Here is a 25,820-nt window from a genome sequence, read left to right as displayed (position 1 = left end):
TGCATTTATTTTTGATATTGAGTAATGAAAATGAGACAAGGATTAACACGTACACCAAGGATGCTTACTGGGCTCTTCTCCTTATGGTTGTTTTTACTTCTGGCCCCTTTAGCAGCAGCAGAAGATGTACAGTCTAATGCGCTCAAGAGCATCGACTTTCGCACTAACAAAAGCAAAGATGCCGTGATTGTGGTGGAGCTTGCATCCCCGGCGGCTATTGTTGATGTTAAACGTGTTCAAGAAGGATTAAGCATTGATTTAATGAACACGTCGGTAAAAGACGAGCAGCTTTACCTTCTCGACGTGAAAGATTTCGTGACGGTGGTGGAAAGTGTTGAAGTGTTCCGCGATACCTCCACCACAAGATTAGTTGCGTATATCGATGAAGAATACACGCATGACTATCGTTTGACGGGGCGTTATCTTGAAATCACTGTCAGCAAGCTTAAACCAAATGAAAAAGTGCCAGACAAGAGCATCTTAGAAAAAGAAGGCAAGCTGATCTCGATTAACTTCCAAGACATTCCTGTGCGTAACGTTTTGCAGCTGATTGCAGATTACAACCAGTTTAACTTGGTGGTTTCGGACTCTGTCGAAGGCAACCTTACACTGCGTCTTGATGGTGTGCCGTGGCAGCAAGTGCTCGACATCATCTTGCAAGTGAAAGGGTTAGATAAGCGTGTTGATGGCAACGTGATTTTGGTCGCCCCGACCGATGAGCTGGATTTGCGCGAGAAGCAGCAGTTAGAAAAACAAAAACTGACGGAAGAAATGGGTGAGCTTTCATCAGAAATCATCAAAGTCAATTTTGCTAAAGCTTCGGATATTGCAGAGATGATCAATGGTGAAGGCAACATTAGCATGTTGTCAGAGCGTGGCAGTATGACCATTGATGAGCGAACCAATTCGCTATTAATCAGAGAATTGCCAGAGAACATCGCCGTTATTCGCGAAATCATTGAATCGCTCGATATCCCAGTCAAACAAGTACAAATTGAAGCCCGAATTGTGACCATCAGTGAAGGTAACATGGACGAGTTAGGTATTCGTTGGGGCTTCACTTCTATTAATGGTAACAACACCGTTGGAGGCTCTATTGAGAACAACCTAGCGACAATCGGTTTGTACGAAGGTGGTGGTGATGGCGAAGGTGAAGAGGGTGGTGATGGTGTTGGTATCGATGATTTCCTTAATGTTAATTTAGCCGCGACCAACCCGAATGCGGCGAGCATTGCGTTTCAAGTGGCAAAGTTAGGTTCTGATACATTATTGGACTTAGAGCTGTCTGCATTGCAGCAAGAATCAAAAGCAGAAATCATTTCGAGCCCACGATTGATCACGACCAATAAGAAGCCCGCGTACATTGAACAAGGTACCGAAATTCCTTATCTAGAATCTTCATCGAGTGGTGCAACGTCAGTGACCTTTAAAAAAGCGGTGTTGAGCTTGAAGGTGACACCGCAGATCACACCTGACAATCGTTTAGTGTTAGATCTGAGTGTGACCCAAGACCGACCTGGTAAGGTAGTGAAAACGGGCACAGGAGAGGCAATGGCAATTGATACGCAGCGCATTGGCACCCAAGTTCTGGTGAATAATGGTGAGACGGTTGTGCTCGGTGGTATTTTCCAGCACAGCATTACTAACTCAGTCGATAAAGTGCCATTGTTGGGCGATCTTCCGCTATTAGGCGCACTTTTCCGCCGAAGTTACGAAAACGTTGGTAAAAGTGAGTTGCTAATTTTCGTTACGCCTAAGGTCGTTATTCAGTAGTGGCTATCAAGTAAATAGGCGATTAGATCAAAAATAAAGTTGCATTAGTGGCACCATGCTTGGATAATTTCGGGTCTTATCACGAATTATCTGTGAGGAACTGGTGCCACAAGCCTTGTAGAACAGCGGTTTAGCTGTGTTTTCTTGTGGCGATCTTATTGAATCAATGTTGTAAATTACTGCTAAACATGGCTGAGAAACGTAATATTTTCCTTGTTGGCCCAATGGGCGCCGGCAAAAGTACAATTGGTAGACATCTAGCACAGCAACTGCATATGGAGTTTGTTGACTCCGATACAGTGATTGAAGAACGCACTGGTGCAGACATCTCTTGGGTTTTTGATGTAGAAGGTGAAGAAGGCTTCCGTAAGCGTGAAGAAGCGGTACTTGAAGATCTGACTCAAGAACAAGGCATCGTGCTGGCAACTGGCGGCGGCTCTGTGAAAAGCAAAGAGAACCGTAACCGTCTTTCTGCTCGCGGTGTAGTTGTTTACCTAGAAACGACAATTGAAAAGCAACTTGCACGTACTAACCGTGACAAGAAGCGTCCTCTACTTCAAACGGACAACCCTCGTGAAGTATTGGAGCAATTAGCTGAAGAACGTAACCCGTTATACGAAGAAGTAGCGGATTACACTGTTCGCACTGACGATCAAAGTGCAAAAGTGGTAGCCAACCAGATCGTAAAAATGCTAGAAGAGAGATAAGTACTTATCTTCTTTTAATTGGAGCACACCGATGGAACGGATTACGGTCAATCTAGCAGAGCGTAGCTACCCAATCTCTATAGGCGCCGGGTTGTTTGAGGACCCGGCGTACCTTTCTCAAGTTCTCTCAAACAAAAATACCAATCAAAAAGTCGTTGTGATCAGTAATGTCACAGTGGCACCTTTGTATGCCGATAAAATCCTTCATCAACTAAAACAACTTGGTTGTGATGCTTCGTTACTTGAGTTGCCTGATGGCGAGCAGTACAAAAACCTGGATGTGTTTAACCAAGTCATGAATTTCCTGCTAGAGGGAAGTTATGCTCGTGATGTGGTCATTATCGCCCTCGGTGGTGGTGTAATCGGAGATCTCGTCGGTTTTGCTTCAGCCTGTTATCAGCGAGGTGTGGACTTTATCCAAATTCCAACGACGTTGTTGTCCCAAGTGGATTCTTCCGTTGGCGGCAAAACAGCAGTCAATCATCCGCTAGGTAAAAACATGATTGGCGCATTTTACCAACCGAAAGCGGTGATCATCGATACCAACTGTTTATCGACGCTACCTGAGCGTGAATTTGCTGCTGGTATAGCTGAAGTGATCAAATACGGCATTATTTATGATGGTGCATTCTTTGATTGGCTGGAAGAAAATTTAGACCGTTTATACGCGTTGGATGAAGACGCGCTTACCTATGCCATTGCACGTTGCTGCCAAATTAAAGCTGAAGTGGTTGCACAAGACGAAAAAGAGTCTGGAATTCGTGCGTTGCTCAATTTGGGTCACACTTTCGGTCATGCGATAGAAGCTGAATTAGGCTACGGCAATTGGTTACATGGTGAGGCGGTGTCTTCTGGTACGGTGATGGCGGCCAAAACGTCACTTCTGCGTGGACTGATTTCTGAAGAGCAGTTTGAGCGTATTGTGGCATTGTTGCGCAGAGCGAAATTGCCAGTCCATACACCCGACAGCATGAGTTTTGATGACTTTATCAAGCATATGATGCGTGATAAAAAAGTGCTGTCAGGTCAATTGCGCTTAGTTCTACCAACCGGAATTGGCAGTGCGGAAGTGATAGCCGATACTTCACAAGAAGTGATTCAGCAGGCTATTGATTTCGGTCGCAATATTTAACCTTGTAATGACGCCATCTGGCGTCATTCTTGTTGTTTAAGAAGGTTATTAGATGAGTTTTGCTCACGTTCTGGAATTAGATTCTCAAACCGAGTTATTGGATAGATTGGAGTTGTTGACCAACTTTGGATCCAACCTTATTGCGATCAATGGCCCTGATGGGTATGGAAAATCTTGGCTGGCGCAACGATACCTTGAGCTGGGTGCGAGTAACAAAAATCAATGTTTGTTACTTTGCCATGCGACCCAAGATGACGTGCAGCGTCGCGTCCTCATCTTGAGTCAGCTGGTTTCCGATGCATTGTTTAATCAACAAGAGCCTTTACTCAACAGTCTAGAGCGTATTCTCGAAGGTGAGCCTTGCGATATTGCGATTGTTATTGATGATGCTCATTTACTTAGTGAAACGCTCATTTCGGAGTTATGGACGTTAGTCTTAGAGGCGCATGAAAAGCCGAACTGGACGATCAACGTGTTGCTTTTTACTCAGTCTGGGCGTTTGGAGTCGGTCTTGTCTCGGTTGAGTTATGGGCAAGAACTTAAGCCAGTTGAACTTGATATCGATATGCTATCCGAAGTGGAAGCGCGTCGTTTCTTCGAATCACTAGTGGTTAGGTACGTCGATGACGATGCGGAGAAACGTGTTCGAGATGCATTTAAGAAAGTCGACCCGATTCCGGGTGACATCATGGCATTAGGAGAGATGAAAGTGGAAAAAAGGATCATTATCCGTTCAATTGTCGGATCGCCACTCAACATCGCATTAGTGGTTTTGGTGCTACTGTTGCTGGCCGCTGGTGGTTATTGGTGGATGTTTAATCAGCCAAGCCCAGATGACAAAGCGCAGCAGATCACGGGAAGCATCGAGCAAACTGCCATTCCGACACTCACTGAGCCGACTCTTTCGCCATCAGAATCTAATTTAACCTCAGTGACTGACGGCTTGCCAAATGATGGCGATTTATCAGATGCGACTGACGATTCCAACTCATTGCCACCAACGGTGACAGAAGAAGTAGCAAGCGTCGGGAATGATGACACCCAGCAGCGTGTTGTGATTGAATCTGACGTGGTTGATGCTCTGTTAGAAGGTAAGCCTGAGCAAGCGAATACAGACAATATTAAAGCGTTAGTAGAAGGGGCAGAACCTCAAGCGAAAACCCAGTCAGAGACAAACTCTTCTTTGATTAAAGTGGTGAAGCCAAGCGATGCCGCATCAGAAGAGGTTGCGAAAACAGAGACGACCTCAAGTAAACCTATCGTCAAATTCTCGTTTGCACGTGAAGAGCTAAAAGCGTTATCCCCAAGAGCGTACACCTTGCAGTTAGCAGCCATGACGTCAATGGAAGACGTACAAGCTTTTCTTGATGAGCATCAGCTGAATAACAAGGTACGCATTTATCCGACGGTTCGCAGTGGAACGGAATGGTACATCGTGACTTACCAAGATTATCCGACAATTCAAATGGCTCGAGACGCGGTAGAGAAGCTGCCAGATTCACTTAAGTCGGTGAGCCCGTGGGCAAAATCGCTAGGCCAAGTTCATCGAGAAATTGATCGCGTGAAATAATCCTGAGCTTCGCTGAAAAATATGTTACATTCCGCAGCCTTAATTTTTGGTCGATAGATAGAGCAGTAGATGAAAAAGCAACGAGCCTTTCTTAAATGGGCAGGAGGAAAATACGGACTGGTTGAAGACATCCAACGTCATTTGCCACCGGCTCGAAAGCTAGTTGAACCTTTTGTTGGTGCTGGCTCGGTTTTTCTTAATACCGACTATGACCACTATCTGTTGGCAGACATCAATCCCGACCTGATTAATCTCTACAACCTGCTTAAAGAGCGTCCTGAGGAATATATCTCAGAAGCGAAGCGCTGGTTTGTCGCCGAAAACAATCGCAAAGAAGCGTACTTAAGCATTCGTGCTGAGTTTAATAAAACCGATGACGTAATGTATCGCTCACTTGCATTCCTTTACATGAACCGCTTTGGTTTTAATGGTTTATGCCGCTACAACAAAAAAGGTGGCTTCAACGTGCCGTTTGGCTCTTACAAAAAACCTTATTTCCCAGAGGCGGAATTGGAGTTTTTTGCTGAGAAAGCCAAAAAAGCCACGTTTGTGTGCGAAGGTTATCCTGAAACATTTCGTCGTGCGCGCAAGGGCAGCGTTGTGTATTGCGATCCACCTTATGCGCCACTTTCAAACACGGCAAACTTCACTTCATACGCAGGTAATGGTTTCACGTTGGACGACCAAGCGGCACTAGCCGACATGGCAGAAAGAACGGCTACCGAGCGTGGGATTCCGGTGTTGATTTCAAATCACGACACAACACTAACGCGCCGCCTTTACCACGGTGCGGATTTAAGTGTGGTGAAAGTGAAACGCACCATTAGCCGAAACGGTAGCGGTCGTAACAAAGTTGACGAACTGCTCGCCTTGTTCAAAGCGCCGGAATCAGATAGCGCTGCTTCATAGTTCTGACACTATTTTCTCTAAATAGTGGATCTCCCCACTGGCTTCGGTAGAATTGCGCGCAAATTGGTTTGCTGTTTTGCTCGTCACTACTGAGGTCAGGTATGAAAGATTTTCTTATTGCTCCATCCATTTTATCGGCTGATTTTGCACGTCTAGGTGAAGACGTAGAAAAAGTACTCGCAGCGGGTGCAGATGTGGTGCATTTCGATGTTATGGATAACCACTATGTACCAAACCTGACTTTTGGTGCTCCTGTGTGTAAAGCGCTACGCGATTACGGTATCACTGCGCCAATCGACGTTCATCTAATGGTAAAACCGGTAGATCGCATCATCCCTGATTTTGCGAAAGCTGGCGCATCAATGATCACTTTCCACGTTGAGGCCTCTGATCACGTAGACCGTACTCTTCAGCTTATCAAAGAACACGGCTGTAAAGCGGGTGTGGTATTAAACCCAGCAACACCGCTTGCGCATCTTGAGTTCATCATGGACAAAGTTGACCTGATTCTACTGATGTCGGTAAACCCAGGCTTTGGTGGCCAGTCATTCATTCCTCACACGCTAGATAAACTTCGCGCTGTTCGTAAGATGATCGATGAGTCTGGTCGCGATATCCGTCTGGAAATCGATGGTGGTGTGAAAGTCGACAACATTCGTGAAATTGCTGAAGCAGGAGCGGACATGTTTGTGGCGGGTTCTGCGATTTTTAGTCAGCCAGATTACAAACAAGTGATCGACCAAATGCGCACTGAGCTTGCTCAAGTAGAATAAGTGCTAAAAATAAGCGTTATAACGCTCTGATTTTAAAGGCTGCCACTTTGCTGGCAGCCTTTGTCGTTTCTGGCACGAGCCAAACAAAAATATCCCGCGCGCTGCGCAAATAATCACTTGCCTATTTTGCGGCCTTTCTGTACTATTCGTGCTCCTTAAACTCAGTCAATTTTCTTTAGTTCCTTGCTTCCTCTGGACGACTGAGCCATTTGTGGAAGCTGAATAATCCGTAAGGAGCAACCCATGCGTCATTACGAAATCGTATTCATGGTGCACCCAGATCAAAGCGAGCAAGTTGCTGGCATGATCGAGCGTTACACTGGTTCTATCACTGAAGCTGGCGGTAAAATCCACCGTCTAGAAGACTGGGGCCGCCGTCAACTGGCTTACCCAATCAACAAGCTTCACAAAGCTCACTACGTTCTAATGAACGTTGAAGCTGACCAAGCTGTAATCGATGAGCTAGAAACTGCTTTCCGTTTCAACGATGCAGTTCTACGTAACATGATCATGCGTACTAAAGCAGCGATCACTGAGCAATCTATCATGCTTAAGCAAAAAGAAGAGCGTGCTCCACGTCGTGAAGAGCGTTCTGAAGCTAAGCCTGAAGCTAAATCAGAAGCTGCTGAGTAAGTTTTGTTATGACCAACCGAATGGAGCTGAGCGGCACCATTGCCAAACCGCCCATTCGTAGTAAAAGCCCTGGTGGCATTGAACACTGTCGGTTTTGGTTAGAGCATCGCTCTACTGTTATCGAAGCTGATTTACCGAGACAAGTTTATTGTCGTATGCCGGTAGTCGTCAGCGGGCTTAGGTCACAAGCAATTACTCAGAATTTAGTACAAGGCAGTAACATTAAGGTAAGTGGTTTTGTCGCTTATCAGACCGGCCGAAATGGCGTTGGGAAATTAGTGTTACATGCCGACAATATTACTCAAATTTAAGATCAGGAGATAGCCCATGGCTCGTTTCTTCCGTCGTCGTAAATTCTGCCGTTTCACTGCAGAAGGCGTACAAGAGATTGATTACAAAGACGTAGCAACTCTTAAAAACTACATCACTGAAGCTGGTAAAATCGTACCTAGCCGTATCACTGGTACAAGTGCTAAGTACCAGCGTCAACTAGCACGTGCTATCAAGCGTTCACGCTACCTAGCTCTACTACCGTACACTGACAAGCATCAGTAATCGGTTCCGTTTATTAAGAAAGAGGATTAAGCAATGCAAGTTATTCTACTTGATAAAATCGGTAACCTAGGTGGTCTTGGCGATACAGTAAACGTTAAATCTGGCTACGCTCGTAACTTCCTTATCCCTCAGGGTAAAGCAGTTATGGCTACTAAAGGCAACGTTGAAATGTTCGAAGCACGTCGTGCTGAACTAGAAGCTAAAGTTGCTGAGCAACTAGCTGCTGCAGAAGCTCGCGCTGAGAAAGTTAACGCTCTAGAAGCAGTTGTTATCGCTTCTAAAGCTGGTGACGAAGGCAAACTATTCGGTTCAATCGGTACTCGTGACATCGCTGAAGCTATCACAGCTGCAGGCGTTGAAGTTGCTAAGAGCGAAGTTCGCCTTCCTGAAGGTGCTCTACGTACAACTGGTGAGTTCGAGATCAGCGTTCAACTTCACTCTGAAGTTTTCGCTACTGCGAAAGTACAGGTTGTTGCTGCTGAGTAATTCAGTATCAAGACGAAATACTAAAAAGCACCTCTTCGGAGGTGCTTTTTTTTTGTCTGAAATTGAGGGATAAAAATTGGAGATTAAAACGCGAAAAGCAGATTGACGGAGAACACACTGTCGGCTTTGCTTAATCCCTCTGGTACTTTATCGTGGTATTGACGCGAGTGAGCCAGTTTCAATGCAATGTCTTCGGTAATGTCATTAGTGACACTGAGTTCGCTATCCACACGCGTATTACTTTTACCTGTAACGAGCGTGATATCAGCGGCAAAGCTCAAGTTATCCAGAGCGTGCCACGTGGTATTGAGGTTGCCACGGAAAATGCCTTCACGAACGATGTTAGGAAAGACGATATCGTCATCATCAATCTCATCCAAGTTCGGTTCCTGATAACGAAAACCAGGGCCAATCTCAGCTTCTAAGATAAAGTTTTCGGTGTAGGAAAACTGATAACCCAGACCGCCTGATAAGGTGTAATCTTTGAAATAGGCGCTATAGCGCGAATCAACGCCTTTAAAGCTACCATACAAGTAGGTTTTTGGTCCTAACTTGTAGTCACTTTGAACAGAATATGTCGATGAACGTTTGTCTTCTTCGCCGTCTTTGTACAGGTTGTAGTACTTCCATTCACCGTTTGAACGGTGCCTGCCAGACGTATATTCAGCACTCAAACGAGCATTCAGGGAACGAGAGTCCGTGTTACCTGTGTGAGCTTGATAGCCAAACTCTACCTCAGTTTGTAGAGGGTTGGGCACATCAATATTTTGCTCTGGCTGTACTGATTCTTCAGCGTACGATGCAGTCGTGCACAGTAAGCTCAAGCCAAGTAACCAGTATCGGGACACATCAACCTCGAACGTAATTAAAAAGGAGGGGCATGATACTGATACAGATATTTTGTTGGGTCAATGGTAGGTTAAATTTTATTAGAGCTGAATGGAATTCCCACTTATTGCTAAGGCGACACCTGCATCAAATCTTCCGCTTCAATCGTTTTATCTAAGGGTTATATGTTTTGATGAGAGGGGTGAATTTAAAACGTTTAGGCTAGCTATCGGCATGTTGATTTCTTAACAAGTAATTGTCGCTTCGGGGAAGCATCTTAGTTAACTTTAAGGTTATAATCGTGGGTCATTAGTAGTTATCGAGCAAAGTCATGGCGGAAAACAGAAATCGCAAACCTTCAGATAGTCAGGTCGACGCAATCAAAGTGCCACCTCACTCACTAGAAGCAGAGCAATCAGTGATTGGTGGTCTCTTACTGGACAATGAACGTTGGGATACCGTTGCTGAGCGAGTTGTCGCCAGTGATTTCTATAGCCGTCCGCACCGTCTTATTTTTGAAGGTGTGAAAACCATTCTTGAGTCGGGCAAACCGCTTGACCTTATCACTCTGTCTGAGCACCTAGAGCGACACGAGCAACTAGAAGATGTGGGTGGTTTTGCTTACCTTGCTGACTTAGCGAAAAACACGCCCAGTGCTGCCAACATTAATGCCTACGCAGATATCGTGGCTGAACGTGCGATCGTCCGTGGTTTGATTGGTGTTGCGAACGAAATTGCGGACGCGGGTTACGATCCTCAAGGTCGCAGTTCTGAAGATTTGATAGACATGGCGGAGAGTAAAGTTTTTGCTATCGCCGAGTCTCGCACCAGTGAAAATGAAGGTCCGCAAAACGTCGACAACATCCTAGAAAAGACGCTAGAACGTATCGAACTGCTGTACAAAACGCCGCAAGATGGCGTGACAGGTGTCGATACTGGTTTTACTGACCTCAACAAAAAGACCGCGGGTCTCCAAGGTTCTGACTTAGTTATCGTGGCAGCGCGTCCATCGATGGGTAAAACCACCTTTGCGATGAACTTGTGTGAAAACGCGGCAATGCAGCAAGACAAACCCGTTTTGATCTTCTCGCTAGAGATGCCGGCGGAACAGTTGATGATGCGTATGTTGGCATCCTTGTCTCGCGTAGATCAAACCAAGATCCGTACGGGTCAGTTGGATGATGAAGACTGGGCACGAATTTCTTCTACCATGGGTATCCTGATGCAGAAGAAAAATATGTACATAGATGACAGTTCAGGCTTAACGCCAACCGAAGTGCGTTCACGTGCCCGTCGTGTTGCTCGTGAGCACGGAGGTCTGTCAATGATCATGGTCGACTACCTTCAGTTGATGCGCGTACCTTCGCTAACCGATAACCGTACTCTTGAGATTGCCGAGATTTCTCGCTCGCTTAAAGCACTGGCGAAAGAGTTGAACGTGCCTGTCGTTGCACTATCGCAGCTAAACCGTTCCCTAGAGCAACGAGCGGATAAACGACCTGTTAACTCGGACTTGCGTGAATCGGGTTCCATCGAGCAGGATGCCGACTTGATCATGTTCATCTACCGTGATGAGGTCTATCACCCAGATAGCCCATACAAAGGCACGGCGGAAATAATTATCGGTAAACAACGTAACGGTCCTATTGGCTCGGTGCGTTTAACATTCCAAGGACAACACTCGCGCTTTGATAATTACGCGGGTCCAGCATTCGATATTGATGATGAGTAATGCTATGAGCTACATGAAAGCCGCAAAAGCATGCATTGACTTGTCTGCGTTGCAGCACAACTTGCAGCGTGTGAAAGCGCAAGCACCAGAAAGTAAAGTGATGGCGGTAGTGAAAGCCAACGGTTATGGCCATGGTCTACGTCATGTGGCGAAACATGCTAACCATGCCGATGCCTTTGGTGTGGCTCGCATTGAAGAAGCGTTGCAACTGCGTGCTTGTGGTGTGGTAAAGCCGATTCTCTTGCTAGAAGGTTTTTACTCGCCGGGCGATCTGCCTGTGTTAGTGACGAACAACATCCAAACCGTGGTGCACTGTGAAGAGCAACTTATCGCGTTGGAACAGGCGGATTTAGAAACGCCAGTGGTCGTTTGGTTGAAGATCGACAGTGGTATGCATCGTTTGGGCGTTCGTCCGGAGCAGTATGATGAATTCATTTCTCGCTTAAAAACGTGCCCGAATGTGGCGAAGCCATTGCGATACATGAGTCATTTTGGTTGTGCGGATGAGCTTGATAGCAGCATCACGCCGCAACAAATTGAGCTGTTTATGTCATTAACCTCGGGCTGTCAGGGCGAGCGCTCGCTAGCGGCATCTGCGGGTTTATTGGCATGGCCTCAAAGCCAATTAGAGTGGGTTCGTCCGGGCATTATTATGTACGGCGTATCACCATTTAGCGACAAAACGGCTCAAGATTTGGGTTACCAACCAGTGATGACGTTGAAGTCTCATCTTATTGCGGTTCGTGAAGTCAAGAAAGGTGAAAGCGTGGGGTACGGTGGTATCTGGACAAGTGCACGCGACACAAAAGTCGGCGTTATCGCAGTGGGCTATGGCGATGGCTACCCAAGAAGTGCACCCAATGGTACACCGGTGTGGGTGAATGGGCGTACAGTACCGATTGCGGGTCGAGTATCAATGGATATGCTGACGGTAGATTTAGGTTCTGATGCCACAGATAAGGTCAGTGACGAAGCGATTCTTTGGGGTAAAGAATTACCTGTCGAAGAGGTTGCGAATCACATTGGTACGATAGCTTATGAGTTGGTGACCAAATTGACGCCTCGCGTCGAAATGGAATATACCAAGTAATCCATGAATAAACGAATCACCTCAATGCTGGCACTTTCTGCCAGCATTTTTTTGTCTTCTCCGGCGCTAAGTTCAGAGAAAGACTCAGCCTTTGTCCCGTTCTATTTCAGTACCGATACGTTGGGCAGTACCGTTGGAGTTGCGGGGGTTGCTAAAGGGGTTGGTCAGCCTCAAGCTGCACTATTTGGTATGGGGCTGTATTCGGAGAAAGACAGCTATATTGGTTTTCTCTCTGCATTTAATTATGCGCTCTCCCCCAATGTGCTGTTCAGTACTCAGATGTACCAAGCTCATTTTAATGACAGTCCCTATTACTTAGGTGATCAAGGCGATAACAACTCGTCGTTTGAATCTCAGACGATCACAAACAGTGATGAGCAAAAGTATAAGTTCGAATTCAAATACCTGTTGCCGTGGGGCGCGGTGAAAGATCATGGTTTGAAAGGCGCGTTTCTACCCAGCCGTGACGTTCGCTATGCATCGCCTTTGGCGTCGGGCGTTAGCTCTATCCTGCTGACGCCTTTTTATTCATCACGAGCGTTGGATGTATACAATGATAAGAAAGAGCAAGCTTACGGTTTTACATTGGGTTTTGATTGGGACAACCGCGATAGCGCACGTAACACGACCCGAGGCTCGCATACCTCTTTGAATTTGACGACGGGCGCAGAAAGTTGGCAATCAGAGGATCTGTGGCTCAAGTGGGAATTCCAAAATAGCCAATATTACTCGCTGGGGCCTCTTGGTGATTGGTTTGATCAACAAGTGCTGGCCTTGGATTTTTATACAGCCGACACACCAACTTGGAATCAATGTGATGGTGTTGTTTGTAGTCGTCCGACAGAACAAGAACAAGTTCGTTTGGGTGGGTTGTACCGTTTGAGAGGCTATACCGCAGGTCGTTACCATGGACGCTCTGCAATTCACTATTCTGCCGAATATCGAGTATTACCAGACTGGCAGCCTCTGGACGATATTCCCATTATCAATTACTACGATATGCCTTGGTGGCAATGGGTAGCGTTTGTTGAGGTGGGGCGAGTTGCCGACGAATACGATTTAAAAACACTCCATGAAGACATGAAATGGAGCGTCGGTGGCGCGGTTCGTTTCCAAGTTGAAGGTGTTGTGGTTCGCGCTGAAGTTGCCAAGGGCGCAGACGAAGGGACGTTCCGAGTGATGATTAATCAACCCTTCTAAGCAAGATGACAAAAACAAAGGCTAATCTTACGGTTAGCCTTTTTTTACCTCTCTTACTCGCCATTGATGGTTGCAATGATGCGTCGGCTGCCGCCAAAGTCTCGGTGCTCTCCCGCGCACTAAATACGTGTGACTCTTTTATTGACATATTGTAACCCTTTTAAAATTTGAGGATATAACTATTCATCTATGTCAATAGAAAGCACCGGATTTTGTTACAACTATTGACATGTTATGTCAATGCTTTAAATTTTTAACCACAGATAAATTGGAAACTGACTCTAAGCATATAGCCCTTCGAGTTGAGGTAGCCTAAGAAAATAGGATGGATTCGACTGACTAAACCCCCCGTTTCTATTTTGTCTTTGTGTCACATTGATCAGAATGCAGCAGTTCTCTGCACGTGTAATGCCTACATAATGTAAGTTTATATCTTGCCTTAAGCTAGGATAAATTGGATTATCCCAATCATTATTTTCAACCTGTTGGAATGGAAGTGACCATTCTTCTAGATCAAAATGAAATACAACTTTGAATTCCAGCCCTTTAGACTTATGTAAAGTCATAACTTGAATTTCACTGTCATTCAATGGGGTAAACTGCTTTATGAGTTCTTGTTTCTGAAGAATTTCTCGTACAGCATTATCTGACGTCTCAGTATCATCAATTCCTACTAGAGAAGCTAGCTCATGAAATTTTATAACAAGTTTCTCAACCTGGTCTATTTCACGAATCGCTTTGACCGCTCTCCTAATCGAATATAAGTTTTTATCTTCTGTGATAAATAGATCAAATTGATTATCAATGAGCTCTTGAATGTTAGGTATTGCGCCATATTTAAATGCTAATAGGTGCGAGTAAAAATCTGAGCAATCAGAGCCTATTTCATCAAGAGGGTTATCTGAATAGATTCTGTAATCGATATTTAAACCATGTGTTAATAAGCGGAGAGATCTTTCCTGTTTTGCAAGAATTGCAATATCAGATGGCTTAGTTATTCCCCACTCATTTTTAGAAATCCAATCTGATATCCAACCGGTTATTTCTTGAGCTGCATTTGTAAGATTTCCAGTAATGGTTCTTCTGAATATGTACATTTGCTCGCATTGGACTAACTGAAAATTAGGGTTGAGTAGTCTAGATGCGTAGTTAACAATAGAAGGGTGACATCTATGATTAATGTTAATTTCATAATGTTCAAAATTGTTTTTATCATATACTAGGCTATTTAACAGGTCAGGGTTACCGCCTCGAAATTCATATACTGACTGTGATGTATCGCCAACAGCAGTAGCCGTGAGTCCAAGTTCAAATAACTTCATGAATAGCTGATGTTGTGCTTCTGAGGAGTCTTGATACTCATCGATAAAAACATGAGAGTACTTAGCTTTTATGTAGCGTTGCGCTGCTATTGATTGATTTAAAACGTGTAGTGCAAGAGCTGAAAATGAGTTCATCCAAAGAAAACCAGATTCATAAAGGCGTTTGAAACCATCATCATTTAATATGTTATCTGCCGTTGGGGACCGATATTGTTTATTCAGAAATAGCGAGTAAGGCTCTTGAAGGCGCTTAATGACTTTACATTCCAGAGGTTGTCCTCCCCATAGTCTAGAAACAAAAGGTAGGATTAGTTCCTTTAAGCAGAAACTATCAATAGTTCCAAAAAAGCTTTGTTTCATGTCATATGCATTATGTTTGCACCGTTGCTTTAATTCTTGGCTTGCCTTCTTGGTAAATGTAATCGCAATTACGCCTTTGTGGTCTGGTAAGCAAGGAGTAACCTTCCGAATTTTTTCCGTCATAACAGTAGTTTTGCCACTACCAGGACATGCAGTAATGACCATGCTACCATCAAAATCGATAGCAACTTGCTGTTGTGGTGTAGGTTGAAAGCCGCTCATGATACTGCCTTACTTATCGCTAACAGTTTATGTAATGGCTTTGCTAAGTCCCCTGAATTCAATAGGCTTAAGCTTGTCTTAAGATTTCTTAAGAGTTCTCGCATACGAAGTGCTTTTTTCTTTTGAAGGTACTCAATAGCTTTTGAGTTCTCAGTCAGTTCTAAAGCAGCGAGCACTTTCTGAGATAGTTCATTTATTAAATCTGTTTCTAAATCTACTTTGGATAAAAATATTCCTTGGTCAGCTGTATGTGATGAAACCAAATGCCAATATCCGTAATCTACGGAATCTTGAGGTGATAGAGAGATATAACTGTTAGCATATTTTAAAGAGCCAGCTAATTCTAAACATCTATTGATGCCTGCATACTGCCACTCATTTTTACGAGGGACCTTGGAGATATCATTGTCAGTACGCATTACCCAAGGGATTTCTAAAGCATTCAAAATGCTAACGTATACTTTAAAAGAAATACCATCAACGGAGAGAATTGAGAGATTTTCATAATCAAGTTCAATATTTAACTGTTCTGCTAGTTCATTGTAGAAAAGGATCTCTGATGGACCTTCAACTAGGAATACACCGTTAGAGAAAAAGGCTTCAGCAGGCAAGATGCTCATGCGGTAGCTCATATCTTCCCAGCCTTCAGCAATACAATTAGAGCAACCATTGCTGGCAGCAACGGTTGCTCCATTTTTACTGAATAGTCTAATGATTGAGTCAGGCTTGAAGTTAACCGCTATTTGAGGAGAGTGAGATGAAATAATAGTTTGACCAGGTAATTCATCCATCAGATAGCTAGCAAGCTTTCTTTGTTGGTGTGGGTGCAAATGGGCCTCTGGCTCTTCAATGACGTAAAACACGACCTCATGATCCGTGTCGTGCTCGATAATACTTTTCGCTTTCCAAAGAGCCAGAAGAATTTGGTTGTTCCTACCATCTCCACCAAGCATCACACTTGAACCATTAGTTATTGCGCCAAGTTGAAGTTTGTCGATGAAGTCATTGACTTCAATTGCACCAGTATCGAGTTGAACTTCATAGTTTGAATGGTGGTGAGCTAGTTTTTTCAGCTCTTTGTTTACATCATTAGTTGCTGATTTAACGTATTTTAATTGTGAAATTTTAGTATTCAGTGCAGATAGGTCATTACTGATATTGGCAAGTAATGCTTCATCATTTTTTGCATCATTTTCATTTAATAATTGCTGGGCAATTCGAAGCAGTTGCTTTTTTTCCTTACTGATAAAGCGTTCTAGATCTCGTTGTGACTGAATATACTTGAGATTTACATACTTGAGGTAGAACCTGCTTGATACCTCTTGTAGTTCTTCTAGAGAATGCCCGACGAAAATCTTATAACTTAAGTCGGCTCTTTGAGCTACATACTTTAGGATTGTTGTACCTTCATCACTAACATTTCCCTTTAATATAGATAAGACAGCATCTTCAGTTATCTGACTTAATGTAATCATTATCTCTGCCTGTTCAGCAATACCTTCATTTCCTATATGAAAGTCTAGCTCGGATGGTTCGATATCTACTTCTGATAAGCTCTTGTCAAGCATAACCCGCAGAGCATGAAGCATGTTGCTCTTGCCTACATCATTAGAGCCAAGAACTAGTGTGCTCTTGTTGAAATTAATCAGTGCGTTACTAAAGTTTCTAAAGCCTTTTAAATAAAGAGACGTTATTTCCAATTTCAATTCCTATATTTTAATTATTGTCTATACAACTTTTATAAAACCCAGCTCAAATTTAGGAAGTAGGTAGAGTAGAGATGTCTGAGAAGGTGGCCAATGGTACTGTAACTCGTTCAATGAGGTTATGCATATTATCAAAAGCCAAATCAGTCACGCTGCATTTAACATATTTACGTAGGATGAACTCGATGGATTGTTGTTGCAAGCTTGATTCATCTCTAGTGGTGGATCCGTTTGGTAGATGCTTAGTCGCTTTCCCTCCTTTTTGAGACTAGGAGCTGGATGATCATGTTATTGAGCGACTTTCACATGTGAAAGTCGGAGGTGGCTCATACCTAATGGCGATAAAGTCAGATAAGGCCCAATAAATTTGCTTAATTTAAGCCTTAAAATGTGAGCAACTGGTTTGTAAGCATGATAGTGATGGTATCTCGTCGATTGACTTTCACATGTGAAAGTCAGGTTGGTTCTCATATCAGAGGACGACAAATCAGATCGTTTTTCAAACAAAAATAACCTTTCTATGTATATGGAACTGTTAATTTTCTGGCCAAAAGTTTGGACAACTAATTGTGAAATAAGAGAATGAAATGAGAAGTACATTAAGTGTCAAAGCACTCAAATACGATAAGAGCCACTAGAAGTTGCTCTATAAAGATCAACCTTCAATGCTCGATGAGTTAAAAATAATAGTTCAACTTTCGTTCATACATCTACGAGTGGAGTCGCAACCACGTTTCTCATAACAAGCTCAGGGAGTATATTTTTGACATATCTCAATATTAGATTATTTGTTATTAATCAATCGCTTATGGTTGATTTTTAAAGTGCGTGTGTACTATTTCTGGTATGTTCATTTCACAGTATTTCTAAAGTCTCAGTAGTATGTACAGCTTTTACGATTAAATCACTCTTAAAGCTGCCATTACCTTTCACGTTGTGAACGCTTCTGTCTCTAGTTTTCTGACAAAGGAAGGTGTAGGGAGGAGCTTCGCTATCATGTGCAGAAAAATGCTAATTTGATCGTGGTGAAACAGCTAGGTCACAGGAGTGAGACTGACCTTGACCTAAAGTAACAGTAAGAGCAATTTGAGATTTAAAAAGAACATGAACATCATATGCAATAGCTTAATCTTTAAATGATTTTTATGAGCATCATTGCACTATTTGACGAATAAATCATGTAGCATCAAAGGCCTATATCCCACCTCTTTCATTTTGGAATGAAGTTGACGCCTGATTTGTTTGAGCGGGGGTAAACAGAGTAAGAGTGTCAGATTTAGTTAATAGTATGAATTACCCCCATAGCGGATTCGATAATAAAAAGTCAGCTATGGGTATTTTGAGGGACTGAAATGATCCTAACCGACAACGAAACAAAGATTGACCTTCTTAACAATGAAGCTATTGCTAGTACGATTATAGAATTACTGCGTTCTCGCCCTAACCATCCTATCACAATTGGTGTACATGGAGACTGGGGGGCTGGTAAATCTAGTGTGTTAGAGATGATTGAGTCAGGGTTGGATAGTGAGAATGAAGTGTTATGTCTCAAATTCAATGGTTGGAGATTCCAGGGTTTTGAAGATGCCAAGATCGCATTAATTGAAGGCATTGTGTCGGGGTTAATAGAGAAACGCCCTGCATTAACGAAAGCCGCTACCACTGTTAAAGATGTATTCCATCGTATTGATTGGTTAAAACTGGCAAAACGTGCTGGAGGGCTGGTAGTCACTGCATCCACCGGAATTCCGACGATTGATCAAGTCCAGACTTTGGTTGGTTCGCTTCAGTCAATAGTCAACAACCCTAGCGAGCTTGCTACAAATGAAAACCTTTTAGCTGCCATTGAAGACGCGAAAGGCATCTTGAAGCCAGGTGAAGCAAAGAACGTTCCTGAAGAAGTAGAAGCGTTCCGAAAAGCTTTTGATGACTTACTTAAGGAAGCTGGTGTTAAGCAGCTTATCGTTCTTGTTGATGATCTTGACCGCTGTTTACCCGATACAGCGATTGAGACCCTTGAAGCTATTCGATTATTTGTTTTCACAGCTCGGACTGCGTTTGTTGTCGCAGCAGATGAAGCGATGATCGAATACTCAGTACGAAAACACTTTCCCGAGTTACCAGATAGTACAGGTCCTAGAGATTACGCACGTAATTACTTGGAGAAACTCATACAAGTGCCGTTCCGTATCCCAGCGCTTGGAGAAACAGAAACGCGTATCTATGTAACATTACTGTTGGCAGGAATAGACCTCGGAGAAAATAATCCCGATTATTCAAAACTTATAGATGCCGCTAGAGAACAACTAAAGCGACCATGGATGAGTGGAGGGCTGGATGCGGCGATATTCCGAAAAGCATTAGGCAGCAGCGCGGAGAAAGCAAACAATGCTCTTGTATTAAGTGATCAAATTGGCCCTATCCTAGCCAGTGGAACGAAAGGGAATCCACGACAAATAAAACGTTTTCTCAATACGTTGTTATTACGTGAGCGTACAGCAATTGCTCGAGGTTTTGGTGAAGACATTAAACTTCCCATTCTTGCAAAATTAATGCTTGCTGAACGATTTATTCCAAAGCTTTTTGAGCAAATTGCTTATGTCGCTGCGACTCACCCCAAAGGCCAATGTGCAGATCTAGAGAGACTTGAAGAAGATTTAAAAACCGTGGTTCCAAGTGAGGATCACTGCATTGATGATAACGCTAAGATAGAACATTTAGAAATATCTCCCCGCATAGAAACTCCTGTACTAGCAGAATGGAAAGCGACTGAAGTGGTGCGCGATTGGGCTCTTTTAACACCATACCTCACGGGTATTGACTTACGACCGTACCTTTTCGTAACCAAAGATAAGAAGGACTTTTTTGGGCCGGTATCAGTTTTAGGTCATTTATCTGCTGTAGTAGATAAGCTGTTTGGTGGAAAAATGGTTGTACAGGGCCTTGAAGCCGAGTTAAAGCAACTTGCTCAACCAGAAGCAGATAAAGTATTTGAAGCTGTGCGTAGCAAAATAGTTAGCGCTGGAGATTTCAGTACAAAGCCAGAGGGCATAGATGGTCTTGTTGTTTTAGTAAAAGCGCAGCCTAGCTTGCAAGGCGCGCTGTTAGATTTCTTGACATCCTTACCTAAGGATAAATGCGGACCTTGGGTTGTGGGTGGATGGCAAAGTGCAATTAAAGACCAAGAGCCAAAAACACGTTTTACAGCTTTGTTGGAAACATGGAGCAAAGTGACAAATAATCCATTTTTGAAAGCTGCGGCAAAACAAGTACGCGATCAATCTAAAGGAGGACGTTGATGGGAACTTCAACAGCATATGGTGGCCCAGGAGGTGATACTCCGCTAATTCCGTCTTGGCTTGGTGATCGCCCCGAAACTGGACCTGATTCTGAGCAAAACGGAGCCCCTTCTTCTCAAGACGGTTCTGTCCCACCTCTAGGCAAGCCTCCAATACCAATGCCTGCGGATTCCAGTAGATTTACCGGAGCTCGTGGTAACTTTACTCGGTTTGCTAGATCTGGGGGGAGTGATAGAGCGAGTCTAGGTCGAGCAATTTCGAGCTATGTTTCAACCTCCACAGGAGGGGCGCGTCAAGCAGCCCAGCGTATGGGGGCGTCACGAGGGGCTGGAGCGCGGCTACTAGGATTTCTTTCTGATGCCAATGCGAGAGGAATGCAGGCAGCTTTACGAGAGTTCAATCTGGACGCTATGGCTGGGCGTCCAATATCAGAAGTATTTGTTGCTTTAGCGGATCATATTTGTCCTGGAGCTGGTACTGTTGATGAAGGAATAGCAAGAGAGGCTTATATAGAGACAATTATTGATCTTGCTGGTGAAGGGCTCGCGAACCTAGATTCTTTTACTCTCGATCAAATGGATACCGTGTTTGAGCTGTATGCCACACATGCGATTGAAGCAAGAATTTGCAATGACATAGGCACTAAAGTCGTGACTATGCCCGCCAATGCCCAAGTTGCACGTCAGGTTGAAAAACAATTACAAGACTTCATTCGCGGAGCTGTAAGTGACGCTCTTACTAGGGCTCGCGAGAGTAGGCCGAGCATAACTAATGACCAAGTTCTCTCTTTTGTAGACTCGGTATATGAATCGGCTTTTTCTATTTTGAAGTCTTTAGGTGATGCGGAGGCTGATCAATGAAGCGACAACTGTTGGTAGGGTGTTTTGGAACAGATGAGCAATCTGATGTTCCGGTGGGGAGTGATGAGCAGAGAACTGTTTTGCAACTTGTCTCTGGAAACAATAAGTTAGATCACGGTATTGGGTATGCCCTATCCAGCTTAAATAAACTAGGAGTTTATCCTTCTGAAATGGGCTTGGATTTACTAGTTTTGGCTGCGATGGTTCATGCCGCGGATACTCGAATTTCCAGAGTACAGCAATCCCAAGACTCATGGACTAGAGAAATTCACCTAGTAGTACCAGTGAGCAACCCGGATAAATGGAATTCTGCAAGACCAGTATTAAAGAATATGTTGAACTTTTTGACGGGAGATCTTTGGGAGTTTGGATTTAGAAAGCGCCCATTGAAGTTCCAGTCTATCGTTAAACAAGCTGAGGGAGATATTCCCCCTCCTTATGATACTCTGAGTCTATTCTCTGGAGGACTTGATAGTCTGATTGGTACCATTGACTTATTAGAGAACGGTAAAACACCTCTACTGATCAGCCATTCAGGTGATGGAGCAGCAAGTGATGCTCAGAATAAGTTGCTTTTGGGTTTGAAAGATCACTATAAGGAAAACTCTTTTGAGCGTTTACGCGTAAATATGACTTTTAAAAAAGGGTTAGTAGAGGGAGTTGGTTCAGATAAAAATACACGAGGAAGGTCTTTTCTTTTCTTCACATTAGGAGTGTTTGCTGGTACAGGTTTTGGGCAGCACTTTACTCTTCGAGTACCGGAGAATGGACTGATAGCGTTGAATGTTCCCTTAGACCCTTTAAGACTAGGCTCTAATAGTACTCGAACGACTCACCCCTATTACATGGCACGTTGGAATGATCTGTTACGAGTCCTGGATATAGATGGAGAAGTACAAAATCCATATTGGGATAAAACTAAAGGTGAGATGGCTTCAAACTGTTCGAATGGAACTTTACTAAAGAAATTAGCCACCGATTCCTTATCGTGCTCTTCACCGACGAAAGGGCGTTGGAATGGGTTAGGAATTGAGCATTGTGGATATTGCCTTCCTTGTATAATTAGACGGGCTTCATTAGAAGCTGCGTTTGGAGCTAACAATGATACAACGCGTTATACTGTTTCTGACTTATGTTCGAAAGAGCTGAATACCCTTAAAGCAGAGGGGGTTCAAATCAGGTCATTTCAATATGCAATTGAAAGAATAAAGAAACAACCGAAGCTTGCAAATTTATTAATCCATAAACCTGGTTCTCTTGCCGATGAAATAGCAAATCTAGATCAACTTGCTGCTGTTTATCATCGTGGGCTTATGGAAGTCAGCAGGCTAATATCAGGAGTACGAACTAGGCCAAAATAATGGTAGAGAGTAACCAAGTTAAATCAGGATTAGTGGATTTTCACTGCCACCTCGATCTTTATCCGGATCATGAAAAAGCTGTAAAAGATGCGGAATCAGCTGGCGTATTTACGCTCGCAGTTACGACAACGCCACGAGCTTGGCCTCGTAATAATGAGCTAACGCAAAATACAAAATACGTTCGTGCGGCTTTAGGATTACATCCGCAATTGGTAGCTGAACTCGAATCCGAAATCACAATTTGGGATGACTATCTGTCTGAAACTAGATACATTGGAGAAGTAGGTCTTGATGCTGGACCGCGTTTTTATAAATCGATTGACGCTCAAAAAAGAGTATTTCGACATATATTAATGAGATGCGCAGAAGCCGGAGATAAAATTCTATCCATTCATAGTGTAAGAACTTCGAAATTGGTATTGGATTATATTGAGGAGCTGCTGCCATCAGGAAAAGGAAAGGTTGTTTTACACTGGTTTACTGGCTCAAAAAAAGAGATTCAACGAGCTGTTAATCTGGGCTGCTATTTCTCAATCAATTCAACGATGTTAGCTAACGAAAGGCACCTTCCCATGATCATGGAAATACCCATAGACAGGATACTAACGGAAACTGATGGCCCTTTTACAGTATCTTCGGGTCGACCATCAGTACCGTCAGATGTGGCTAAGGCAATCGAGATCCTTGCTCGTTTTCATAATAAGTCGTCGTGTGAATTTTCCGCGATTGTTAGAGCTAATCTTAGAAAGCTACTTACCTAAAGCTGATTTGCTCAAATATAAAAATTGTAAGTGAGTTTACTAGGCTAAAAATCTATTCTATGAACCATATAAGTTATAATATGAAACGCCTTCGTATGAAGGCGTTTTGTTTTTAATGGCTGCCGATACCTGAGCTTATCGGTGGTTTTAGCTCTCGCAGAGAAAGGTTCGTATCCAGATCATTTCCATTAAGAATATTTGGATTTGTATTAGGTTTTATCTGGATGTAGCCTTTATTGTTTGGTATGTAAACAACGTTAACACAGCCATTCAAGGCTATCGTCAGTAGTGCTGCAAGCAGCGGCTTTGGATTTCTCATGTTTGTTTTTTTATAAACGTAAGAATTAAATCCAGAGAATGCAAATTTTTATTTTATAATTTATTTTTGCTTTTAATTCAGTTGGTTGAGGTATCGAGTTCTGTGGTTGCTTTGTAAAGTGGTGCTGAATAACGTTGGAAAATACTCTTGTACTGCTCTTGGTCATCTAGGATAAAAACGACTCTAATGTGGTCTATGTTGTTGGTTGTAAGAATACTTCGTAGCCAACCTGCTAACGAAGTATTTAGTAGAGCCTGGCAGTTGATAAACCAAACCCAAGTTAGCTGCTCTTCGTTTTGGATGATATTCAAGATTTGCGATTGATTTCGGTAATCCGCACCTAAACTAAGAAGATCAATGTAAACGGCTTTAGCACCTATACTATGATTTATGCGATTGTACCTATCCTGAATAGCCTTCTCGCACTGGTGAAAAAATGTATGGAATCTCATCATGCGCAGCTGCCAACACCCATGTATGAAGCGTTCAGGAGAGCCGACAGGCCATTTGTTAAAATTACACTTCAAAAAACACCCCAACATGTCAATGTGTTACATTTAATTCATTCAGTATTTTAAGGAATTTCTTCCTCGCGTTAACTACTGATGCCATTTCGTATTGAAAGCCTAAATTTGAAAAGAGATCTGCCACACATTCTGCTGCATCATACAGAGTTTCAATCCTTCTGTTATTCGATTGAGGACGTTTCCATTGTACTTGTTTGGTTTCATATAGTCTGTCGCAAAATAAACCTACGAACAACATTGATACCATACTCTTATTTTTAATTATCTGCCTTTTGTAGGTTTTTGTACGTATGTTAATCGGGAGGTAATGTGTGTATATATCTCTAATGGTTTCTATCGGAATTTGTTTCTTGAAAAGATATGACTTTATGTACTCCATAGTTGAGTCGAACATTGCTTCGTCCATTTGTTTTGGCAAAGCGATGATGTGGAAATCCTGCATTGTTTTACCTTCAATTATGGTCGTCATTTGGTCGCCATCAAAATAAAAACCTTCGATACAAGATCCAATGGCTAAGTTACCATCGGTAATGTCATTCCAATCTTTAATCACTTTTCGAGCGACCTCTGGTTCGACTTTATCACTGAGTATCGATTCTGAACTTTTCCAATATTTCCTCTGTTCGTCATTCATTGTTTTTGACAAATTTGGAGTAAAGTTAGCATCAGAAATAACACGATACCAAAGCCAATCTATGTATGTTTTAAGATTCTCAAACGGGTAACTCTCACCCTTATTCAATATCGTACTCCAAGGCTGATCTAACTGGGGCAAGGCACGCACCTCATCACTAGTCATCTTCAAAATATAGGCAAAGGTTATTTCATGTTCTTTTGGGTAGTTCTGAAAAAAACTTCGGCGATAACCCTCATATTCGTACTTATTTCCACTCTCATGTTGGTTTAGTAGATCAAATAGGTCGGTTCTTAATTGGAACTCATTCTTGTCTTTAATTGGTAATTCACTGCTGTCTCTCAACGTATCAAACGCAGAATCAAAGGATTTTTTTAAGGTCTTAACCTTATCAAACAGACCGCTCTTCACTATGCGCCAAACAGCTAACTCAGCAGTCAGTTGCTGATCAATGTAGTTAAGCATATTTCTCTCATGCTGTGGAATACGGGGCATAACGCTCTTTCCTTGTTAAATAAAATTAAATTGTATCACTAGGGATAAACCTGGTGTACCTAGCGATGCGGATTTAAATTTTGTAGATTTAGTTTGTAAGCAGGAGCTTGCATTCCGATTAAAAAATCTAATTGACTCTAGGAGAGTAAAATGAAAGTTGAAAACAGCCTAAAGGGCACCATCAAGAAAGGTATCAAGGCGGTTAACGGTACGGCAGGAGAAGCGTTTGAAAATTCAACATTCGAAAACATGGTTAAGAAATATGGAGAAGAAGCTACCTACAAATTTCTAGGACCAGTTCTCGAAGAAGCGGGTGAAACTGTTGAATCCTTCACTACTTATCGTCGAGTGAAACGAAAAGTGCAAAACGATGAAATAAGTATCTATCGTGCCGAGCAAAGTCTTGAAGAGGAAGTAAAAAAAGCAGTTGCAGAAGAGTTTGGAGGTACTCCTAGTTACTAATTAATTATGGAATATGCCAAAGGGTCACATGTCAGACGTGGCTCTTTGGTCCATGCTTGACTTAGCGACAATGGTTCATATTCAGGCCGAAGTTAATGTTGAGA

At 43.0% G+C, this 25,820-nt stretch carries 24 protein-coding genes; 18 read left to right on the top strand and 6 right to left on the bottom strand.

The features are described from left to right. Window positions 1-24: 24 nt before the first annotated feature. The 10 genes from UF05_RS16795 (at window position 25) to rplI (ending at window position 8,538) form a co-directional block, all read left to right on the top strand. Window positions 25-1,773 carry a type IV pilus secretin PilQ gene (locus UF05_RS16795; RefSeq protein WP_045544975.1) on the top strand — a complete coding sequence of 583 codons (1,749 nt, stop codon included), beginning with the start codon at window positions 25-27 and terminating at the stop codon, window positions 1,771-1,773. A gap of 188 nt (window positions 1,774-1,961) precedes the next feature. Continuing rightward, on the top strand, window positions 1,962-2,480 hold the full coding sequence (gene aroK / locus UF05_RS16790; RefSeq protein ID WP_005381319.1) for a shikimate kinase AroK: 519 nt from the start codon (window positions 1,962-1,964) through the stop codon (window positions 2,478-2,480). A gap of 31 nt (window positions 2,481-2,511) precedes the next feature. Continuing rightward, on the top strand, window positions 2,512-3,612 hold the full coding sequence (gene aroB, locus UF05_RS16785) for a 3-dehydroquinate synthase (RefSeq protein ID WP_020839761.1): 1,101 nt from the start codon (window positions 2,512-2,514) through the stop codon (window positions 3,610-3,612). 52 nt (window positions 3,613-3,664) lie between these two features. Then, the gene (locus tag UF05_RS16780; protein ID WP_020839760.1) at window positions 3,665-5,182 is read left to right on the top strand and encodes an SPOR domain-containing protein; all 1,518 of its coding nucleotides are present in this window, start codon (window positions 3,665-3,667) and stop codon (window positions 5,180-5,182) included. A 69-nt stretch (window positions 5,183-5,251) separates the two neighbouring features. Then, the gene (locus UF05_RS16775; protein WP_005486862.1) at window positions 5,252-6,091 is read left to right on the top strand and encodes a Dam family site-specific DNA-(adenine-N6)-methyltransferase; all 840 of its coding nucleotides are present in this window, start codon (window positions 5,252-5,254) and stop codon (window positions 6,089-6,091) included. A 101-nt stretch (window positions 6,092-6,192) separates the two neighbouring features. Continuing rightward, complete coding sequence (rpe, locus tag UF05_RS16770; protein WP_005496581.1) at window positions 6,193-6,864, top strand: ribulose-phosphate 3-epimerase; 672 nt, start codon at window positions 6,193-6,195, stop codon at window positions 6,862-6,864. A gap of 243 nt (window positions 6,865-7,107) precedes the next feature. Further along, window positions 7,108-7,497, top strand: coding sequence for a 30S ribosomal protein S6 (gene rpsF, locus UF05_RS16765; protein ID WP_005381299.1), 390 nt, complete (start codon window positions 7,108-7,110; stop codon window positions 7,495-7,497). A gap of 8 nt (window positions 7,498-7,505) precedes the next feature. After that, window positions 7,506-7,808: a primosomal replication protein N gene (gene priB / locus UF05_RS16760; RefSeq protein WP_005467185.1), complete on the top strand. Its 303-nt coding sequence runs from the start codon at window positions 7,506-7,508 to the stop codon at window positions 7,806-7,808. A gap of 16 nt (window positions 7,809-7,824) precedes the next feature. After that, on the top strand, window positions 7,825-8,052 hold the full coding sequence (gene rpsR, locus UF05_RS16755) for a 30S ribosomal protein S18 (protein ID WP_000090472.1): 228 nt from the start codon (window positions 7,825-7,827) through the stop codon (window positions 8,050-8,052). Between the two features lie 33 nt (window positions 8,053-8,085). Beyond that, window positions 8,086-8,538 (top strand): 50S ribosomal protein L9, encoded by a 453-nt coding sequence (gene rplI, locus UF05_RS16750; RefSeq protein WP_005480442.1) that lies wholly within the window; start codon window positions 8,086-8,088, stop codon window positions 8,536-8,538. A gap of 83 nt (window positions 8,539-8,621) precedes the next feature. On the opposite strand, the gene UF05_RS16745 is transcribed toward rplI, so the two are convergent. Continuing rightward, window positions 8,622-9,386: a DUF481 domain-containing protein gene (locus tag UF05_RS16745; RefSeq protein ID WP_005455861.1), complete on the bottom strand. Its 765-nt coding sequence runs from the start codon at window positions 9,384-9,386 to the stop codon at window positions 8,622-8,624. 311 nt (window positions 9,387-9,697) lie between these two features. On the opposite strand from UF05_RS16745, the gene UF05_RS16740 reads away from it, so the two are divergent. From UF05_RS16740 to UF05_RS16730, 3 genes are read left to right on the top strand one after another with little or no spacing between them, the layout of a single operon-like run. Beyond that, window positions 9,698-11,098, top strand: coding sequence for a replicative DNA helicase (locus UF05_RS16740; protein ID WP_005455859.1), 1,401 nt, complete (start codon window positions 9,698-9,700; stop codon window positions 11,096-11,098). A gap of 13 nt (window positions 11,099-11,111) precedes the next feature. Continuing rightward, window positions 11,112-12,188: an alanine racemase gene (gene alr, locus UF05_RS16735; RefSeq protein ID WP_045544985.1), complete on the top strand. Its 1,077-nt coding sequence runs from the start codon at window positions 11,112-11,114 to the stop codon at window positions 12,186-12,188. Window positions 12,189-12,191: 3 nt separating this feature from the next. Beyond that, window positions 12,192-13,388, top strand: a complete 1,197-nt coding sequence (locus UF05_RS16730) for a BamA/TamA family outer membrane protein (protein ID WP_045544974.1) — start codon at window positions 12,192-12,194, stop codon at window positions 13,386-13,388. Between the two features lie 281 nt (window positions 13,389-13,669). Here UF05_RS16730 and UF05_RS16725 read toward each other — a convergent pair whose 3' ends face one another. Then, window positions 13,670-15,292, bottom strand: coding sequence for a UvrD-helicase domain-containing protein (locus UF05_RS16725; RefSeq protein WP_045544973.1), 1,623 nt, complete (start codon window positions 15,290-15,292; stop codon window positions 13,670-13,672). After that, window positions 15,289-16,992 (bottom strand): ATP-dependent nuclease, encoded by a 1,704-nt coding sequence (locus UF05_RS16720; RefSeq protein WP_045544972.1) that lies wholly within the window; start codon window positions 16,990-16,992, stop codon window positions 15,289-15,291. The genes UF05_RS16725 and UF05_RS16720 overlap by 4 nt, the downstream gene beginning before the upstream one ends. A 1,358-nt stretch (window positions 16,993-18,350) precedes the next feature. Between UF05_RS16720 and qatA the strand changes: the two genes are divergently transcribed. Genes qatA through qatD form a run of 4 tightly spaced genes read left to right on the top strand, consistent with a single transcriptional unit; the run spans window position 18,351 to window position 23,279 of the window. After that, on the top strand, window positions 18,351-20,297 hold the full coding sequence (qatA, locus tag UF05_RS16715) for a Qat anti-phage system ATPase QatA (protein WP_045544971.1): 1,947 nt from the start codon (window positions 18,351-18,353) through the stop codon (window positions 20,295-20,297). Beyond that, window positions 20,297-21,157 (top strand): Qat anti-phage system associated protein QatB, encoded by an 861-nt coding sequence (gene qatB, locus UF05_RS26755; RefSeq protein WP_045544970.1) that lies wholly within the window; start codon window positions 20,297-20,299, stop codon window positions 21,155-21,157. The genes qatA and qatB overlap by 1 nt, the downstream gene beginning before the upstream one ends. Next, the gene (gene qatC / locus UF05_RS16705; RefSeq protein ID WP_045544969.1) at window positions 21,154-22,518 is read left to right on the top strand and encodes a Qat anti-phage system QueC-like protein QatC; all 1,365 of its coding nucleotides are present in this window, start codon (window positions 21,154-21,156) and stop codon (window positions 22,516-22,518) included. The genes qatB and qatC overlap by 4 nt, the downstream gene beginning before the upstream one ends. Next, on the top strand, window positions 22,518-23,279 hold the full coding sequence (qatD, locus tag UF05_RS16700; protein ID WP_045544968.1) for a Qat anti-phage system TatD family nuclease QatD: 762 nt from the start codon (window positions 22,518-22,520) through the stop codon (window positions 23,277-23,279). Before qatC ends, qatD begins: the two co-directional genes overlap by 1 nt. Window positions 23,280-23,391: 112 nt before the next feature. On the opposite strand, the gene UF05_RS25945 is transcribed toward qatD, so the two are convergent. From UF05_RS25945 to UF05_RS16690, 3 genes are all read right to left on the bottom strand, one after another. Beyond that, the gene (locus tag UF05_RS25945; RefSeq protein WP_139151471.1) at window positions 23,392-23,598 is read right to left on the bottom strand and encodes a hypothetical protein; all 207 of its coding nucleotides are present in this window, start codon (window positions 23,596-23,598) and stop codon (window positions 23,392-23,394) included. A gap of 77 nt (window positions 23,599-23,675) precedes the next feature. Beyond that, entirely contained in the window at window positions 23,676-23,909 is a 234-nt protein-coding gene (locus UF05_RS26585) for a hypothetical protein (RefSeq protein ID WP_231583781.1), read from the bottom strand. A 232-nt stretch (window positions 23,910-24,141) separates the two neighbouring features. Then, the gene (locus UF05_RS16690; RefSeq protein WP_045544966.1) at window positions 24,142-25,254 is read right to left on the bottom strand and encodes a hypothetical protein; all 1,113 of its coding nucleotides are present in this window, start codon (window positions 25,252-25,254) and stop codon (window positions 24,142-24,144) included. A 150-nt stretch (window positions 25,255-25,404) separates the two neighbouring features. Between UF05_RS16690 and UF05_RS16685 the strand changes: the two genes are divergently transcribed. Continuing rightward, window positions 25,405-25,716 (top strand): hypothetical protein, encoded by a 312-nt coding sequence (locus tag UF05_RS16685; protein ID WP_045544965.1) that lies wholly within the window; start codon window positions 25,405-25,407, stop codon window positions 25,714-25,716. Window positions 25,717-25,820: the final 104 nt, after the last annotated feature.

The organism is Vibrio sp. S457-15 (assembly GCF_000960545.1).
Lineage (GTDB): Bacteria > Pseudomonadota > Gammaproteobacteria > Enterobacterales > Vibrionaceae > Vibrio > Vibrio parahaemolyticus.
The sequence above is the reverse complement of the archived record's forward strand: the minus strand, read 5'-3'. Positions and strand labels throughout refer to the sequence as shown.